This is a genomic window from Rhodoferax sp., assembly GCF_012927445.1.
Taxonomy (GTDB): domain Bacteria; phylum Pseudomonadota; class Gammaproteobacteria; order Burkholderiales; family Burkholderiaceae_C; genus Rhodoferax.
Map to the genome: position 1 here is coordinate 468,363 of NZ_JABBPD010000001.1, position 15,222 is coordinate 483,584.

Sequence of the window (15,222 nt, forward strand, 5' to 3'; positions counted from 1 at the left end):
CGTCAGGCCCGCAAACGTGCCAGCAAGCCGGCGGTAGAACCGTCCAACCCGCGCGCATCGCCACTGGCCAGCCGGGGCGCGATTTCTTTGGCCAAGACTTTGCCCAGCTCCACGCCCCACTGGTCAAAACTGTTGATGCCCCAGAGCGAGCCACTGACAAACACCCGGTGCTCCTGCAAGGCGATCAAGGCGCCCAAAGACGCGGGCGTCAGTTCGTCCAGCAGCAAGAAGGTGCTGGGCCGGTTGCCGGGAAAGTGCTTGTGGCCGCCAGCGTCGGCTTTGCCGACCATCAGCGCCTGCGCCTGTGCCAGCACGTTGGCCAGCAGCAGATCGTGGTGAGCTGGCAAGCTGTGCTTGGGCTTTTTGACGGCGACAAACTCGACCGGCACCACGTCGGTACCCTGGTGCAGCATCTGAAAATAGGCGTGCTGCCCATTGGTGCCGGGCTCGCCCCACAGCACCGGCGAGGTGCCATATGGCAGGGTTTCGCCTTGGGCGTCCACCCGCTTGCCGTTGCTTTCCATCTCCAGCTGCTGCAAATAGGCCGGTAGCCGGCGCAGCGCGCTGTGATACGGCGCAATGCTGCGGCTGGTGAAGCCGTGAAAGTTGCGGTACCAGACGTCCAGCAAAGCCAGCCGCACCGGCAGGTTCTGCTCCAGCGGCGCGCTGCGAAAGTGCTCGTCCATGGCGTGCGCCCCGGCCAGAAACTCGCGAAACCCATCGGCGCCGATGGCAATCGCCAACGGCAGGCCGATCGCCGACCACACCGAATAACGCCCGCCGACCCAGTCCCAAAAACCAAAAGTGCTGCTGATGCCAAAGGCATTGGCCGCCGCCACGTTGGTGGTGAGGGCGGCAAAGTGCCGGCCAATGTCGGTGCCGCCCTGCGCGTCAAACCAGGCCTTGGCGGATTGCGCGTTGGTCATGGTCTCGATGGTGGTGAAGGTTTTGCTGGCAATCAAAAACAGCGTGCTCTCAGGCTTGAGGCGTTGGAGCACCGCGGCCAGTTCGTGCCCGTCCACATTCGAGACGAAGTGAAAGCGCTTGCCCGGCAGCGCAAAGGCGTCCAGCGCCAGCACCGCCATTTGCGGGCCCAGGTCCGAGCCGCCAATGCCGATGTTCACCACGTCGGTGATCGCCGCATCGGCCCGCACGGTTTGCGCATAGGCCAACATGGCGTCCAGCTTGGCGTGCACTTTCCCGGATTCAGATGCTATGTTATTAGTAGCTACTTGCGCAGTATCGACGGGGGCTAGAGGCGGATTTCTTAATAACCAGTGCATCACGGCACGTTGTTCGGTGTTGTTGATCGCCGCACCGGCAAACAGGGCCGCACGGTGCGCTTCCACACCGCTCTGGCGCGCCAGATCAAACAGCAACTGCTGCGTCGCGGCATCGATCAAATTCTTGGACAGGTCGGCAAAGATATGCGGCGCGCTTTGGCTGAAGGCCTCAAACCGGCCCGGCTCTGCGGCAAACGCGGTCCGCGCGTCGAAGCTGCGGCCATGGGTATTGAAAGCGGTCTGGAGTGCACTCCAGGCGGGGGTGCGGTCACAACGGATACGGGTCATCGGTCAGGCCTCCAGTAGCAACTGGTCCAACTTGACAGCATCCACGCAGAACGCGCGGATGCCCTCGGCCAGTTTCTCGGTAGCCATCGCGTCGTCATTGAGGGCAAAGCGGAAGCCCGCCTCGTCATAACTCAGCGGCGCCAGGTCCAGCGCTTGGGCCGTCTTGGGGTCCAGCGCGCGCTGCAGGGGCGTCTCGGTCGCAGCCAGGGTGGCCAGCAAATCCGGGCTGATGGTGAGCAGGTCGCAGCCGGCCAGCGCCGTGATTTGGCCGACGTTGCGAAAGCTCGCGCCCATCACCTCGGTGGCAATGCCGAATTTCTTGTAGTAGTTGTAGATATGTTGCACCGACTTGACGCCGGGATCATTGGCGCCCGCGTTGTCCGCCTCTACCCAGCCCGCACCGGCCGACTTTTTGTACCAGTCGTAGATGCGGCCGACAAACGGTGAGATCAGTTGCACTTTGGCCTGACCGCAGGCCACCGCCTGGCAGAACGAAAACAGCAGCGTCAGGTTGGTGTGAATGCCGCGCTGCTCCAACTGTTTGGCAGCCTGAATGCCCTCCCAAGTAGCGGCCACCTTGACCAGCACCCGGTCAATGTGAATGCCTTGCGCTTGGTACAGCTCGATGATGCGCTCGGCCCGGGCCACGGTGGCCACGGTATCGAAACTCAGGCGGGCATCGACCTCGGTCGAGACGCGTCCGGGAATGATGGACAAAATCTCGACACCAAAACGCACCAGCAACCGGTCCATGATTTCGTCCAGCGGCCGGCCGCGGAACTTGGCCACCGTGTCCGTCAACAGCGAGCGGTAATCCGGCTTTTGCACCGCCTTCAGAATCAGCGACGGATTGGTGGTGGCGTCTTGCGGCCGATACGCATCAATCTGCTTGAAGTCGCCGGTGTCAGCGACCACGGTGGTGAATTGTTTAAGTGCGTCGAGTTGGTTCATAAAGATGGGCAAAAAGATCGAAGTTAAAAAAACAGTTTTACATCAAGTTGAATTATGAGTGAAACAAAGTTACAGTACAACCTCGTATTTTATGTAACAAAAAATCATGAGTTTTGATCTTGTTTTATTTGGTGGCACCGGCGATTTGGCCTGGCGCAAGCTGATGCCAGCCCTGTTCCAGGCCTTTCGCCATGGCACGCTACCGGAGGGTGGTCGCATCATTGGCGTCGGCCGCGACGACCTCAGCGCCGAGCAGTACCGCGCCCAGATTTGTGCGCGCTTCAACCAGGTTGAATTGGCCAAACGCCCCAGCGAAGAAGAGTTCTGCCGCTTTGCCGCGTTGCTCGAATTTGTCCAGATGGATTTATCCCACCCCGGCGACTATGCTCGCCTGGCCGCTGCACTGGCTCAACGCCAGGCCGATACGGTCGTCATGTACATGGCCACTGCGCCCAACCTTTTCACTACCATCTGTGAACAGCTGGCCGTCGCCGGCCTGAACACGCCGCAGACCCGTGTCGTGCTGGAAAAGCCGCTGGGCCACGATCTGGCCAGCAACCGCGCCATCAACGAAGCGGTGCGCCAGGCCTTTGGTGAAAAGCAGGTCTTCCGGATTGACCACTACCTGGGCAAGCCCGCCGTGCAAAACCTGTTTGCACTGCGCTTTGGCAACGCCCTGTTTGAGCCCCTGTGGCGGCGCGAACACATTGCCAACATCCAGATCACCATCGCCGAAGAACTGGGCGTGGAAAAACGCGGTGCGTTTTACGAGACCACCGGCGCGCTGCGCGACATGGTGCAAAACCATGCCCTGCAACTGCTGTGCGCCATTGGCATGGAGCCGCCCATCAACTCGCATGCCGACGCTATCCGCGACGAAAAACTCAAGGTCTTGCGATCGCTCAAGCCCTGGACGGCCGAGACCCTGTCGCAGGACGTGATTCGCGGTCAGTATGCGGCGGGCAACATCAACGGGACGGCGGTGGCCGCTTACCGCGACGAGACCGGTGTCAACCCGCACAGCCATACCGAGACCTTTGTTGCCTTGCGCACCGAGATCTCCAACTGGCGCTGGGCTGGCGTGCCGTTTTATATCCGGACCGGCAAACGACTGGCCGGACGCGATGCCCGCATTGTGGTGAACTTCCGGCCGACACCGCACGCCATTTTCAACTCTCAAATCGGCATGGCGAATCGCCTGGTCATCAACCTGCAGCCCAAAGATGGGCTCGAATTGCATCTGCTGGCGCAGGGCCAAGACAACCGGCGCAACTCGCAAACCCTGTCGCCCGTGCAGCTCGACCTCGACTTTGACAAACGCTTTGGCTCGGAACGCGTCGGCGCCTATGAACGCTTGCTGCTGGACGTGATTGATGGCCGTCTGAATTTGTTTGTCCGCAGCGACGAGCAAGAAGAAGCCTGGCGCTGGGTCGAACCGATCCTGGACCACTGGCAGCACGACGCACAAGGCCCGCGCCTGTATGCTGCCGGCACTTGGGGGCCCAGCGCCGCCAGCGCCATGATTGCGCGTGACGGATTTTGCTGGGCTGAAGAATCGTGAGCCCCTATGCTTGAGCGCATCAAAGCCTGTCTGCCCTCGCTGGCCCCGGCGGAACAGCGCGTGGCCAAACTGGTTTTGAGTGATCCGCGCAGTTTTGCCAAGCAACCCATCAGCGAACTGGCCGATCGAGCCCACGTCAGCAAGCCCACGGTGGTGCGCTTTTGCCGCAGCGTAGGCTACGACGGGCTGTCCGACTTCAAGCTCAAGCTGGCCGGCAGCGTCAGTGAAGGCGTGCCCTTTATTCACCGCAGCGTCGATGTCGACGACAAGACCAATGACATCATGGTCAAGGTCATCGACAATACCGTGGCGGCGTTTTTGAAATACCGAAACGATGCCAGCACCCCGGCGATTGAAAAGGCCGTCACCACCTTGGTGGAAGCCTTCACGCAGGGCAAACGCATCGAGTTTTTTGGCGTCGGTAATTCCGGTGTGGTGGCGCAGGATGCGCAGCACAAGTTTTTTCGGCTCGGCATGCACACCATCGCCTACAGCGACGGCCACATGCAGGTCATGAGTGCCTCACTCCTGGGGCCGGGCGACTGCGTGGTGGTGATTTCCAACTCCGGCCGCACCCGCGACCTGATGGACGCCTGCGACATTGCCCGCAAAAACGGCGCCACCACCATCGTCATCACCGCCAGTGGCTCACCACTGGCTTCAGCCGGTCACATCCACTTGGCCGCCGACCACCCGGAAGGCTATGACCGCTACAGCCCTATGGTGTCGCGCCTGCTGCATTTGATGATTATCGACATTCTTGCCACCTGCGTGGCTTTGCGCATCGGCGGCGACAAACTGCAACCCTTGCTACGCGAGATGAAGAACAATTTGCGCAGCAAGCGTTACACCTGAGATACCCCAACAAGCCAATTGTTTCGCTTTATTGCACCTTGTTTCGGCGCGCGAAAGCCAAGCTGGCGAGGCCAGCACCGAGCAAAGCCAGTGATCCGGGCTCCGGCACGTTAGCAGGTGGATCACCTGCGATCATGCCTTGGGCACTGGTGGATTCAAAGGTCATGACCGAATGCGCATCAACGTCACCGTAAGTGCCGATCGCATTCTTGAATGAATTCCAATACGTATTCGTAGCCGATTCAAGACCTGCCGCTTTGAAGCTACCGGTACCCAGATTCCAACCGGCATTGTCGTACTTACTCTCCCAGATACCAAGCTGAATGGCTGCACCCTGATTTGCATCAACCGGATGCAACCAGGCGTAAGGATCTGCGGTTGCTTTTCCAAAGTTCATCACGCCGTTCACCGCGCCCAAAAAGTCCAGTGTCCGGCTCAATGCGCCGGCGAGATTGATGGTGTAGTTCACCACTTGGCCACCACTGATGCCGTGATACAGGTCGTAGCAGTACATGTAAACATCATTGATCCCGTCCACAAAGATCGAGCTCGGGACCCCCACGATGTTTGAAGCGGTGCCCTGGAAACGACTTGCCGCCACATCGCTTGATCCGCCTGGGTAGCTGATACTGACGTTATCAAAGCCGCCGGGTCCGTTGTAAATTGGATTGTCGAACGTAATGCGCACCGAGGCTGCGCTACAGATCGAAGTAGCACACGCGAAGGACAATAAGGCACAAGTGTGTTTAAAAGTTTTCATAACGCAGCCCATGAGTTGTAGATTCATACAAAAGCATGAACCGCGCCAGCTTTGTAAGTAGTTGTTACAGAACGGTTTTGTAACTTTTCATGGAATTTCAGGATCAGGACTGTAAAAAAATTCGACAGCTTGTAAACAAAATCGGCATGCTGTTTTGGTCAGCACAAATCTAAGCCAGCGGCGCAAGGCCAGGGTTAGAAAGTCTGGTTTAAAGAAATAACTGCGCGGGTTTTTCCGGCAGCACCGTACACCAATTCATCGGCACCTGAAATCTCCAGCTTGGTAGTGAGGCCCGCGCCCAGGTTGTACCCCAAGCCAAGGCTGGCGTAGGTGTTGTCTTTGCCGACTCTAGGATTCTTGTAGCCGGCACCCGCCAAGAAAGTTAGTTTGTCGGTGAGCGGCTGTTTATAGTCAAGGCCGAAAGTCTCGCTCGTTTCATACACTTTGGTCAGCACACGGTTGTAGTACAGCTTGAAGGCACCAAATGACACACTGGTATTCAAGTCCGTGCCATTTTCTGACGCTTGATCGGGGTAGGCATAGGTGAACAAGCTGATGTCCAAGCTCACCGCGTCATTGAGTTTGTGGACATAACCCGCCGTCAAATCAATTTCCAGATTGGCTGCACCAAACTTGCCAGTAGAGTTCCAGTTGCTGACATAAAACCCGCTGGCATGCGTCCAATCGACACCGCCCTGCAGGGCCGGACGAAAGTCTTTGGCTTCGCCCGTGTTCTGGTCCACCCCTTTCGATTTGTAGAGCGAAACGACGCCGATGTTGTAAACCACATCGGCCTGCGCCACCACAGGCACCATGACCAGGGCGGCCAGGACGGACGCGATGGCTAACTTGACTTTTTTCATACCCAAACACTCACAAATAAAACAACAAATGCGACTTTTCGCCAAGGCAATTGGCACGCCGTCATCTCAGCACTGAAAACCGTGACGTAAAAAACCCCCGCCACGTTGCCGCAGCGGGGGTTTTACATTTAATCTCTAACTGACTTGCGTCAGCGTTGGATTAGAACGTGTGGCGAACGCCAACAGCGGTAGAAGTACGCTTGAGAGCTTCAGAACCATTCAGGTCCAGCTTGTCGTTGCCGTAAACAGCGTAAGCAGTAGTGCGCTTGGACAAAGAGTAGTTAGCCATCAACTGGTAGCCAGTGATCGTGCCATCAGTTGCGGAGCTGTCTTGCTTCACGGTCGCACGACCCAAGTTAGCCACCAAAGTCGTTGCACCGAAAGGTGCGGCAACGCTGAAGTTATAACCATTGGAAGTCAACTCAGATACGCCAGCAGCGCTCTTTGTATCTGTCAGGCGAGAGTATGCCAAAGAAGCCTTGACAACGGTGAAGTCATAAGAAGCACCAGCAGCCCAGACCTTCACTTCACTCGAACCAGCGCCGAAGCCCACTGTGGCAATAGCAGGTGTACCAGTAATAGGGCCATAGCCAACCAAAGTTGCATTTGGATTGGTTACGTCGTTGTAAGCCAAACCAGCAACCAATGGACCTGCAGCATAAATGCCGGACAAGCCAAAGCTCTTGCCTTCTGCCTGAGCACCGCCAGTTACCACGGTTTCAGAAGCAGAAGTTGCTCCGCCAGCACCAACTTGAGCAGCGGCGGTGAAACCACCAAAGCTTGGGGATTGGTAGTTCACAGCATTGCTAGCACGGCCACCATTGAAGTTGTGGTTATTCACAACATAACCTGGGGTAGCATTCAGATTGCCAGCCAAGTCCATTGCGATTTGGACATTGTGGTAAGGGGTGTACTGGCGACCAATAGTCACAGCACCGAAGTTACCACTCAGACCAACAGTACCAACACGGTTGCTGAGAGCAACTGTCGATTCATCTGGAGAAGTACCAAATTCCAAAGCGAAGTTAGCCTTCAAGCCGCCACCCAGATCTTCAGTTCCTTTGAAACCAAAACGGGAATTGGACATGGTGCCTTGCTGAACGCCGTTTTTGGTGAAGTCAGCAGTAGGAGTTGAATCTTTCAGGGTGTTGATGCCCATGTCAACAACACCGTACAGGGTCACGGTGGATTGAGCGGAAGCGGCGGATACAACAGCCAGGGCAGCCAAAGCTACGAGGGTCTTTTTCATTTCAAATTACTCCAAGGTTAAACAAAGGGCTCCGGTACGAGTGTCTCGGATCCCAGGGCCAACCTCCTATTTCAGGAAGTTGGGTCTATTGAAACAGAGGCCCGAAGGCTTGGCAAAGAAATCGAGCGCGAAAATGGGTAAAGCCACCGCTTCCGTTGCGGCCCTGCAACAAAGTCATGGTTTGATCTTGGCTTCAAGGCTGCGACGGAGGTGCAACGAGGCGGACTAAGGACAACACAAGCCCAGTTCGTTGAATAGAATTAACCATGCGTATGAACCCTACCGACCAATTTTTTACCACCGCCGATGCTGCCCTGCGCACGCTGTTTGCCACGCCGCGCGCCGCCCAGCCCTGCCCGACGCTACCCGGCGACGCCACCGAACTGACCGCCGCTGAAAAAGCTCAGGCCGGCGCCCTGATGCGGGTCAACCATGTGGGAGAGGTCTGCGCCCAGGCGCTTTATACGGCGCAGGCCTTTGCGACTAAAAACAACGCGCTCCGTGCCCATTTCATCAAGGCGAGCGCCGAAGAAACCGATCATCTGGCATGGACCAGCCAACGTCTGACGGAACTGGGGCAGCGCCCTTCCCTGCTCAACCCGTTGTGGTACGCCGGGGCTTTTGGGCTGGGCCTGTTGGCCGGTCGACTGGGCGATCCAGTAAGCCTGGGTTTTGTGGTCGAGACTGAAAACCAGGTCGAAGCTCATTTACAAAGCCACCTGACGCTGCTGCCCAGCAACGACCACGCCTCCCGTGCCATCGTGGCGCAGATGAAGGACGACGAGGCGCGCCATGCGCTGGACGCACAGAAGCTGGGGGCGGTTGAACTGCCAGAAGTGGTTAAAAATGTGATGAAAGCCGCCGCCCGGGTGATGACGACGGTGGCGCACCGGGTTTAAATCAGGACTCGATCAACTCAAAGCTGGTGCTGATCTCGGCTGTTTTGGCCAGCATGATGCTGGCCGAGCAGTATTTGTCGTGGCTCATGGCGATGGCGCGTTCGACTGCCACAGCCGGAATGCCTTTGCCGGACACAGTGAAATGCATGTTGATGCGGGTGAACACCTTGGGGTCGACCTCGGCCCGCTCGGCGGTGAGTTTGACGCTGCAGCCGCGCACATCGTGGCGACCGCGCTTCAAGATCAGCACCACGTCATAAGCAGTGCAGCCGCCAGTGCCGGCCAGTACGGTTTCCAAGGGGCGCGGCGCCAGGTTGAGGCCGCCGTTTTCAGGCTTGGCGTCGTCCGGCGCGCCGTCCATCATCAGGGTGTGGCCGCTGCCGGTTTCAGCGACAAAACCCATGCCTGAGCGCGTACCCAACGCCCCGGTCCAGCTGACTGTGCATTCCATATTGATGTTTGCTTTATTAAAAGCTGAGGATTGTGACCTGTGCCGGAGGCTTATTATCAAAGCCCCATGAAAACACAACACCTTAAACCCGCCGACTACCTTAAAAAAATCCTGACCGCCCGCGTCTATGACGTGGCGATTGAGACCGCCCTCGAGCCCGCCAAGGCCTTGAGCCAGCGTTTGCACAACACCGTGCTGCTCAAGCGCGAAGACCAGCAGTCGGTGCGCAGTTTCAAGCTGCGCGGCGCTTACAACAAGATGGCGCAACTGACCGCCGAGCAATTAAAGAACGGCGTGATTTGCGCTTCAGCCGGCAACCACGCCCAGGGCGTCGCATTGAGCGCACGCAAACTCGGCACCCGCGCGGTCATCGTGATGCCCACCACCACCCCGCAAATGAAGGTGGATGCCGTGCGCGGCTTTGGCGGTGAGGTCGTGTTGTTTGGCGACAGTTATTCCGACGCCTACGACCATTCCGTCACCCTGCAAAACGAACAGGGGCTGACCTTCATTCACCCATTTGACGACCCGGACGTGATTGCCGGCCAGGGCACGATTGCCATGGAGATGCTGCGCCAGTTGCAAGGCCATGGCTCCAACCGGCTGGATGCCGTGTTTGTAGCGATTGGCGGCGGCGGCCTGATCGCGGGCGTGGCCAACTACATCAAGGCGGTGCGCCCGGAGATCAAGGTGATCGGCGTGCAAATGAACGACTCAGACGCCATGGTGCAGTCGATGGCCGCCAAAAAGCGGGTCACGCTGCCCGACGTCGGGCTGTTCTCCGACGGCACCGCCGTGAAACTGGTGGGCGAAGAAACGTTTCGCATCGCCAGCGAGCTGGTGGACGACTACATCATTGTGGACACCGACGCCGTGTGTGCGGCGATCAAGGACGTGTTTGTCGACACCCGCAGCATTGTGGAACCGGCCGGCGCGCTGGCAGTCGCGGCGATCAAGCAGTATGTGGCCACGCACAAGACTAAAGGCGAAACCTACGCTGCCATTTTGTGCGGCGCCAACATGAACTTTGACCGCCTACGCTTTGTCGCCGAACGCGCCGAAGTGGGGGAAGAGCGCGAGGCGCTGTTTGCAGTGACCATTCCGGAAGAGCGTGGCAGCTTCAAACGCTTTTGCGAGGTGATTGGCGATTTGCCCGGCGGCCCGCGCAACGTGACCGAATTCAACTACCGCATCAGCGATGCCGCCCAAGCGCATGTCTTTATGGGGCTGACGACGCACGGCAAGGGCGAATCCACCAAGATCACCGCCCAGTTCACCAAGCACCGCTTTGCCACGCTGGATTTGACGCACGACGAACTGGCCAAAGAACACATTCGGCACATGGTCGGCGGTCACTCCAAGCTGGCGCAGGACGAACGCCTGCTGCGCTTTGTCTTTCCCGAGCGGCCCGGTGCGCTGCTGAAATTCCTGAGCCTGATGCGCCCGGGCTGGAACATCAGCCTGTTTCATTACCGCAACCAGGGCGCGGACTATGGCCGCATTCTGATCGGCTTGCAGGTACCGGAAGCCGACACCGTCGCGTTTGCCGAATTTCTGGAAACGTTGGGCTACCCCTACGTGGAAGAAACCAACAACCCGGTGTACCGGATGTTTTTGCAGTCATGAGCGCTTCGCTGGACGGCAAACTGGTGGTGGCGATCTCCAGTCGCGCCCTGTTTGATTTCGAGGAAGAAAACGAGGTCTTCGAGCAGGGCGACGACCGGGCCTACATGGCGCTGCAACTGGAGCGGCTGGATATTCCGGCCAAACCGGGCGTGGCATTTTCGCTGGTCAAAAAGCTGCTGGCCTTCAACCATGCGCCCGCCGAGTCGCTGAGCCAGCCGGCGTCGCAACCGGTGGAAGTGGTGATCCTGTCGCGCAATGACCCGGTCTCCGGCATGCGCGTGTTCCGTTCGGCCCAGCACTACGGCTTGCCGATCGAGCGCGGCAGCTTCACGCGCGGGCAGTCACCCTGGCGCTACCTGAAACCGCTGCACGCCAACCTGTTCTTGAGCACCCATTTGAGCGACGTGCGCGCCGCACTGGACGCGGGTGTGCCGGCCGCGCAGGTTTATCCACAATCGGTTCATGCCGGTGACGCCTATCCGCATGAAGTGCGCATCGCGTTTGACGGGGATGCCGTGCTGTTCAGCGACGAAGCCGAGCGCGTCTACCAGGCGGAGGGCTTGCGCGCTTTTCAAAAGCACGAGACCGACAAGGCCCAGCAACCGCTGCTGGCCGGGCCCTTTAAACCGCTGCTGACCGCGTTGCAGCGTCTGCAACAGAGTGGCACGCCGAACATGCGCATTCGCACCGCACTGGTGACGGCCCGCAGCGCCCCGGCGCACGAACGCGCCATTCGCACGCTGATGGACTGGAACATCGAGGTCGACGAGGCGATGTTCCTCGGCGGCCTGCCCAAAGGCGAATTTCTGCGCGAATTTGAACCGGATTTCTTTTTTGACGACCAGACCGGCCACGTCGATTCAGCCTCCCGCCATGTGCCCTCGGGCCATGTGGCCAGTGGCGTGTCCAACCCCGCGCGCTGAATTTAAGCCCCCATGAAGCGGCCCCAAAAACTCAAAGCTTTTCAAGCCTTTGTCGCCCAAGCCTGGGCCCTGACCAAACCTTACTTCCAGTCCGAACAAAAGTGGAAAGCCAGGGCGCTGCTGCTGGCCATCGTCGCGCTGAATCTGGGCCTGGTCTACATGGCGGTGCTGTTCAACGACTGGAACAAGCTGTTTTACGACGCACTGCAAGACAAAAAAGCTGACGTGTTCTGGGCACAGCTGGGCCGCTTCACCTATCTGGCGTTTGCCTTCATCATCATTGCGGTTTACAAGTTTTACCTGACGCAGCTGCTGGAGATGCGCTGGCGCGCCTGGATGACTGGCCACTACCTGCAGCGCTGGCTGGCCAACCATGCGTTTTACCAGCTGGAGTTGGCGCGCTTTACCGGGCAGCCGAATGCCGACACGAGCCACCCGGACAACCCGGACCAGCGGATTCAGGAAGACATCAACCAGTTCACCACCTACACCGTCTCCCTCACCATGGGGCTGCTCAATGCGGTGGTGACGCTGGCCAGCTTTGTCGGCATTTTGTGGGGCCTGTCGGGCGGCTTTGCGTTTTCCTTCAACGGCGGCGAATACAACATCCCCGGCTTCATGGTCTGGATGGCGGTGCTGTACTGCCTGGCGGGCAGCATCCTGACGCACTACATCGGGCGGCCGCAGATCAAACTGAATTTTGAACAGCAGCGGCTGGAAGCCGATTTTCGGCACCACATGGTGCGGGTGCGCGAATACAGTGAATCGATTGCGCTGGACCGGGGTGAAGCGGTGGAGCGGGTGCAGCTGGACCTGCGCTTCTCCCGCGTGCTGGGCAACTACCTGCACCTGATCAAGGCGCAGAAAAACCTGGTCTGGTTCACCAGCTTTTTTGGCCAGGCGGCGGTGGTGTTCCCGTTTGTGGTGGCGGCGCCGCGCTTTTTCAGCGGCGCCATCCAGCTGGGCGAGCTGATGCAGATCTCCAGCGCCTTTGGTCAGGTACAGGGGTCGCTCAGCTGGTTTGTGGACAGTTACAGCAGTCTGGCCAGTTGGCGCGCCACGACCGATCGCCTGACCAGCTTTGAAGCCTCTTTTAAGGCGCTAGCCCCCGTCGCTACTGCGGTAACAGCTACTAATTCAGTAGCACTTGAAACGCACGACTTAACGGTGACCTTGCCCAGTGGCGCGGTGTTGCTGGCGGGCGCCGCGCTGCGCGCCGCTCCCGGCGACCATGTGCTGCTGCAGGGGCCGTCCGGCAGCGGCAAGTCCACGCTGTTTCGCACCTTGGCCGGCATCTGGCCGTTTGCCAGTGGCGCCCTCACCCGCCCGGCCGATGCCATGTTCATTCCGCAGCGGCCGTATTTTCCCAACGGGCCGCTGCGCGATGCGCTGGCCTATCCGGAAGCGCCGGCCAGCTACACCGATGAACAACTGCGCCAGGCGCTGCTTGATGCGCTGCTGCCGCAGCTGGCCGACCAGCTGGACCTGGCCGACGCCTGGAGCCAGAAACTGTCGGGGGGCGAGCAGCAGCGGCTGGCGATTGCCCGCGTGCTGCTGAAAAAACCAACGTGGGTGTTTGCCGACGAGGCCACCAGCGCGCTCGACGAAATCACCGAGAGTTCAGTGTATAAACGGCTTCTAGCCCTCGTCGATACTGCGCAAGGCGCTCTTATTTCAATAGCACACCGACCGAGTGTGGCGGCTTTTCATTCTCGGCGCTGGGAATTGGAAAAGCGGCCGGAAGGTGCGCCAGCGCTTTACAAACTGACAGAAAAACGCTCATAGCCGCGTGCCCGCAACTCGCAGGCCGGGCAGGCGCCGCAGCCATAGCCCCAAGGGTGGCGGTGCTCACGGTCACCCAGGTAGCAGGTGTGGGTGTGCTCAATGATCAGGTTCACCAAGGCCGCGCCACCGTTCGGCGTGCCCGACTTTTCACCCAACTCATGCGCCAGCGCCCAAGTGGCGGCTTTGTCGATCCACATCAGCGGTGTTTCAATTAAAAAGCGTTTATCCATGCCCAACGAGAGGGCCAACTGCATGGCCTTCATGGTGTCGTCACGGCAGTCGGGGTAACCGGAAAAGTCGGTTTCACAGACGCCGGTCACCATTACTTGCAGGTCGCGCCGGTAGGCCACGGCGGCGGCCAGTGTCAAAAACAGCAGGTTGCGCCCGGGCACAAAGGTATTGGGCAGACCGCTTTGCTCCATCTTGAACGCCGTGTCGCGCGTCAGTGAGGTGTCACTCACTTCGCCCAGCACCGCCAGGTCCAGCAGGTGGTCATCGCCCAGTTTGGCGGCCCACTGGGGAAACTGACGGCGGATTTCAGACAGTACGTTGAGGCGCGCATCGAGTTCGACGACATGCCGCTGGCGGTAGTCAAAGGCAATGGTTTCGACCCGCTGGTACTTGGACAGAGCCTGCGCCAGGCAGGTGGTGGAGTCTTGACCTCCAGAAAAAAGAACGAGTGCGGTGGTGTGCATGCCCCAATGTTAGGGGACGCGCGGGGTGGCTGCACCCCACGAGACTAAGTTTTTTCAGTCTTGTTAATTTTGCTCGGCGAGTAAGTGAGCACTTCGGTCGAGATCACACCCGGTGTGGCATGGGGATTGGGCTGCGACATGTCCAGCTGGTTTTTGACCTGCTGGACGTGAATGGCGCTGGCGCTGGCCGTCCACAATGACTTGATATGGTCAATCAGCAGCTTGGACAGCGGCACGGCCGGCGGTTCTTCAACTTTTTCGGCCTTGGGCCGGTGAATGGTCCAGTCTTTCGGCGTCGTTGCCGCCTCGGAACCGCGCCGGGCCGGATCGGACACGCTGGTGTAGACCGCCTCCCCGGTACTGGGCTTGTTGGACAAGTTCACCAGATTGATGACGCTGGGCACCGGCTCAATCGACGGAACAGGCGTCACAGAGGCGTTGGGCGTCGTCGTAGGGCTGGCTTTGGCAACGGCCATAGAAGCCAACTCCGCGCCGGATAGCCGCAGATTAGGGGTTCGTTCAATGGATGGCAGTTGCATTTTGGGTCAGTCTGAAAGTTAGTTTTAACGCATCTCTCCGTGTTGGTACTTTGTATACGGTAGATTTAGGGGCTAATTTAGGGCTATTTTTGAAAATAGCGCATTTTTATGCAATTTAATCCATCAAAGCCCGCCAAGATGGCCCATACGGTTCAGCAACCCGCTCTTCGCTCCCATTCTTCAGGTCCAATACAGGCATGGAACACCCCCACGACACCGAACAGCGCTTGGTTGATCTTGAGATCAAGGCCAGCTTCACCGAAGACCTGCTGGATCAACTGAACCAGGTCATCGTCCGCCAGCAACAGCAAATCGACACGCTGATTCGCGAGATTGGCCACCTTCGGCAATCGACCTCCGGCGATGAAGTTGGGGTGGCGCGCAACCTGCGCGACGACATGCCACCGCATTACTAATTATTTTGTAATGCAATGTAACGCACCTTTAACAAAGGTAATTGCTCGCCATCTTGATTTATTCATCAAGAAAAGTCA

15 protein-coding genes are annotated in these 15,222 nt (G+C 58.7%); 7 read left to right on the forward strand and 8 right to left on the reverse strand.

The annotated features are described in order from the left end of the window. Positions 1 to 2 precede the first annotated feature (2 nt). Together pgi and tal are read right to left on the reverse strand one after the other, a co-directional pair. Positions 3 to 1,571: a glucose-6-phosphate isomerase gene (gene pgi, locus HHJ17_RS02160; RefSeq protein WP_296500596.1), complete on the reverse strand. Its 1,569-nt coding sequence runs from the start codon at positions 1,569 to 1,571 to the stop codon at positions 3 to 5. A 3-nt stretch (positions 1,572 to 1,574) separates the two neighbouring features. After that, positions 1,575 to 2,522 carry a transaldolase gene (gene tal, locus HHJ17_RS02165; protein WP_296500598.1) on the reverse strand — a complete coding sequence of 316 codons (948 nt, stop codon included), beginning with the start codon at positions 2,520 to 2,522 and terminating at the stop codon, positions 1,575 to 1,577. A gap of 106 nt (positions 2,523 to 2,628) precedes the next feature. Here tal and zwf point away from each other — a divergent pair, with 106 nt between their 5' ends. Next, entirely contained in the window at positions 2,629 to 4,083 is a 1,455-nt protein-coding gene (zwf, locus tag HHJ17_RS02170; RefSeq protein ID WP_296500601.1) for a glucose-6-phosphate dehydrogenase, read from the forward strand. A 6-nt stretch (positions 4,084 to 4,089) separates the two neighbouring features. Then, a complete protein-coding gene (locus HHJ17_RS02175; RefSeq protein WP_296500603.1) occupies positions 4,090 to 4,938 on the forward strand; it encodes an SIS domain-containing protein in 849 nt (282 codons plus the stop codon). Positions 4,939 to 4,966: 28 nt separating this feature from the next. Here the strand turns inward: HHJ17_RS02175 and HHJ17_RS02180 are convergent, their stop codons facing one another. From HHJ17_RS02180 to HHJ17_RS02190, 3 genes are all read right to left on the reverse strand, one after another. Next, positions 4,967 to 5,698, reverse strand: a complete 732-nt coding sequence (locus HHJ17_RS02180; RefSeq protein WP_296500605.1) for a PEP-CTERM sorting domain-containing protein — start codon at positions 5,696 to 5,698, stop codon at positions 4,967 to 4,969. Positions 5,699 to 5,892: 194 nt separating this feature from the next. After that, entirely contained in the window at positions 5,893 to 6,561 is a 669-nt protein-coding gene (locus tag HHJ17_RS02185; protein WP_296500607.1) for a TorF family putative porin, read from the reverse strand. Between the two features lie 160 nt (positions 6,562 to 6,721). Further along, the gene (locus tag HHJ17_RS02190) at positions 6,722 to 7,810 is read right to left on the reverse strand and encodes a porin (RefSeq protein ID WP_296504832.1); all 1,089 of its coding nucleotides are present in this window, start codon (positions 7,808 to 7,810) and stop codon (positions 6,722 to 6,724) included. A 272-nt stretch (positions 7,811 to 8,082) separates the two neighbouring features. Here HHJ17_RS02190 and coq7 point away from each other — a divergent pair, with 272 nt between their 5' ends. Further along, positions 8,083 to 8,709, forward strand: a complete 627-nt coding sequence (gene coq7 / locus HHJ17_RS02195; RefSeq protein WP_296497503.1) for a 2-polyprenyl-3-methyl-6-methoxy-1,4-benzoquinone monooxygenase — start codon at positions 8,083 to 8,085, stop codon at positions 8,707 to 8,709. A gap of 1 nt (position 8,710) precedes the next feature. Here the strand turns inward: coq7 and HHJ17_RS02200 are convergent, their stop codons facing one another. Next, entirely contained in the window at positions 8,711 to 9,160 is a 450-nt protein-coding gene (locus HHJ17_RS02200) for an OsmC family protein (protein WP_296497483.1), read from the reverse strand. 66 nt (positions 9,161 to 9,226) lie between these two features. Here HHJ17_RS02200 and ilvA point away from each other — a divergent pair, with 66 nt between their 5' ends. From ilvA to HHJ17_RS02215, 3 genes are read left to right on the forward strand one after another with little or no spacing between them, the layout of a single operon-like run. Next, entirely contained in the window at positions 9,227 to 10,786 is a 1,560-nt protein-coding gene (gene ilvA / locus HHJ17_RS02205; protein WP_296497480.1) for a threonine ammonia-lyase, biosynthetic, read from the forward strand. Continuing rightward, entirely contained in the window at positions 10,783 to 11,709 is a 927-nt protein-coding gene (locus HHJ17_RS02210; protein WP_296497479.1) for a 5'-nucleotidase, read from the forward strand. Before ilvA ends, HHJ17_RS02210 begins: the two co-directional genes overlap by 4 nt. A 12-nt stretch (positions 11,710 to 11,721) precedes the next feature. Beyond that, the gene (locus tag HHJ17_RS02215) at positions 11,722 to 13,494 is read left to right on the forward strand and encodes an ABC transporter ATP-binding protein/permease (RefSeq protein WP_296497477.1); all 1,773 of its coding nucleotides are present in this window, start codon (positions 11,722 to 11,724) and stop codon (positions 13,492 to 13,494) included. Here HHJ17_RS02215 and queC read toward each other — a convergent pair. Beyond that, positions 13,467 to 14,189: a 7-cyano-7-deazaguanine synthase QueC gene (queC, locus tag HHJ17_RS02220; RefSeq protein WP_296504835.1), complete on the reverse strand. Its 723-nt coding sequence runs from the start codon at positions 14,187 to 14,189 to the stop codon at positions 13,467 to 13,469. The two genes, HHJ17_RS02215 and queC, sit on opposite strands and share 28 nt — an antisense overlap. Before the next feature lie 44 nt (positions 14,190 to 14,233). Beyond that, positions 14,234 to 14,728, reverse strand: a complete 495-nt coding sequence (locus tag HHJ17_RS02225; protein ID WP_296504837.1) for a hypothetical protein — start codon at positions 14,726 to 14,728, stop codon at positions 14,234 to 14,236. 197 nt (positions 14,729 to 14,925) lie between these two features. Here HHJ17_RS02225 and HHJ17_RS02230 point away from each other — a divergent pair, with 197 nt between their 5' ends. After that, positions 14,926 to 15,144 carry a SlyX family protein gene (locus HHJ17_RS02230; protein WP_296504838.1) on the forward strand — a complete coding sequence of 73 codons (219 nt, stop codon included), beginning with the start codon at positions 14,926 to 14,928 and terminating at the stop codon, positions 15,142 to 15,144. The last annotated feature ends 78 nt before the right edge of the window (positions 15,145 to 15,222 follow it).

Coding starts and splice junctions, on each gene's coding strand:
- HHJ17_RS02210 (WP_296497479.1), top strand. CDS start 10,783: ATGAGCGCTTCGCTGGACGGCAAACTGGTGGTGGCGATCTCCAGTCGC.
- HHJ17_RS02190 (WP_296504832.1), bottom strand. CDS start 7,810: ATGAAAAAGACCCTCGTAGCTTTGGCTGCCCTGGCTGTTGTATCCGCC.
- HHJ17_RS02180 (WP_296500605.1), bottom strand. CDS start 5,698: ATGAAAACTTTTAAACACACTTGTGCCTTATTGTCCTTCGCGTGTGCT.
- queC (WP_296504835.1), bottom strand. CDS start 14,189: ATGCACACCACCGCACTCGTTCTTTTTTCTGGAGGTCAAGACTCCACC.
- zwf (WP_296500601.1), top strand. CDS start 2,629: ATGAGTTTTGATCTTGTTTTATTTGGTGGCACCGGCGATTTGGCCTGG.
- HHJ17_RS02230 (WP_296504838.1), top strand. CDS start 14,926: ATGGAACACCCCCACGACACCGAACAGCGCTTGGTTGATCTTGAGATC.
- HHJ17_RS02225 (WP_296504837.1), bottom strand. CDS start 14,728: ATGCAACTGCCATCCATTGAACGAACCCCTAATCTGCGGCTATCCGGC.
- ilvA (WP_296497480.1), top strand. CDS start 9,227: ATGAAAACACAACACCTTAAACCCGCCGACTACCTTAAAAAAATCCTG.
- coq7 (WP_296497503.1), top strand. CDS start 8,083: ATGAACCCTACCGACCAATTTTTTACCACCGCCGATGCTGCCCTGCGC.
- HHJ17_RS02215 (WP_296497477.1), top strand. CDS start 11,722: ATGAAGCGGCCCCAAAAACTCAAAGCTTTTCAAGCCTTTGTCGCCCAA.
- HHJ17_RS02200 (WP_296497483.1), bottom strand. CDS start 9,160: ATGGAATGCACAGTCAGCTGGACCGGGGCGTTGGGTACGCGCTCAGGC.
- tal (WP_296500598.1), bottom strand. CDS start 2,522: ATGAACCAACTCGACGCACTTAAACAATTCACCACCGTGGTCGCTGAC.
- HHJ17_RS02175 (WP_296500603.1), top strand. CDS start 4,090: ATGCTTGAGCGCATCAAAGCCTGTCTGCCCTCGCTGGCCCCGGCGGAA.
- pgi (WP_296500596.1), bottom strand. CDS start 1,571: ATGACCCGTATCCGTTGTGACCGCACCCCCGCCTGGAGTGCACTCCAG.
- HHJ17_RS02185 (WP_296500607.1), bottom strand. CDS start 6,561: ATGAAAAAAGTCAAGTTAGCCATCGCGTCCGTCCTGGCCGCCCTGGTC.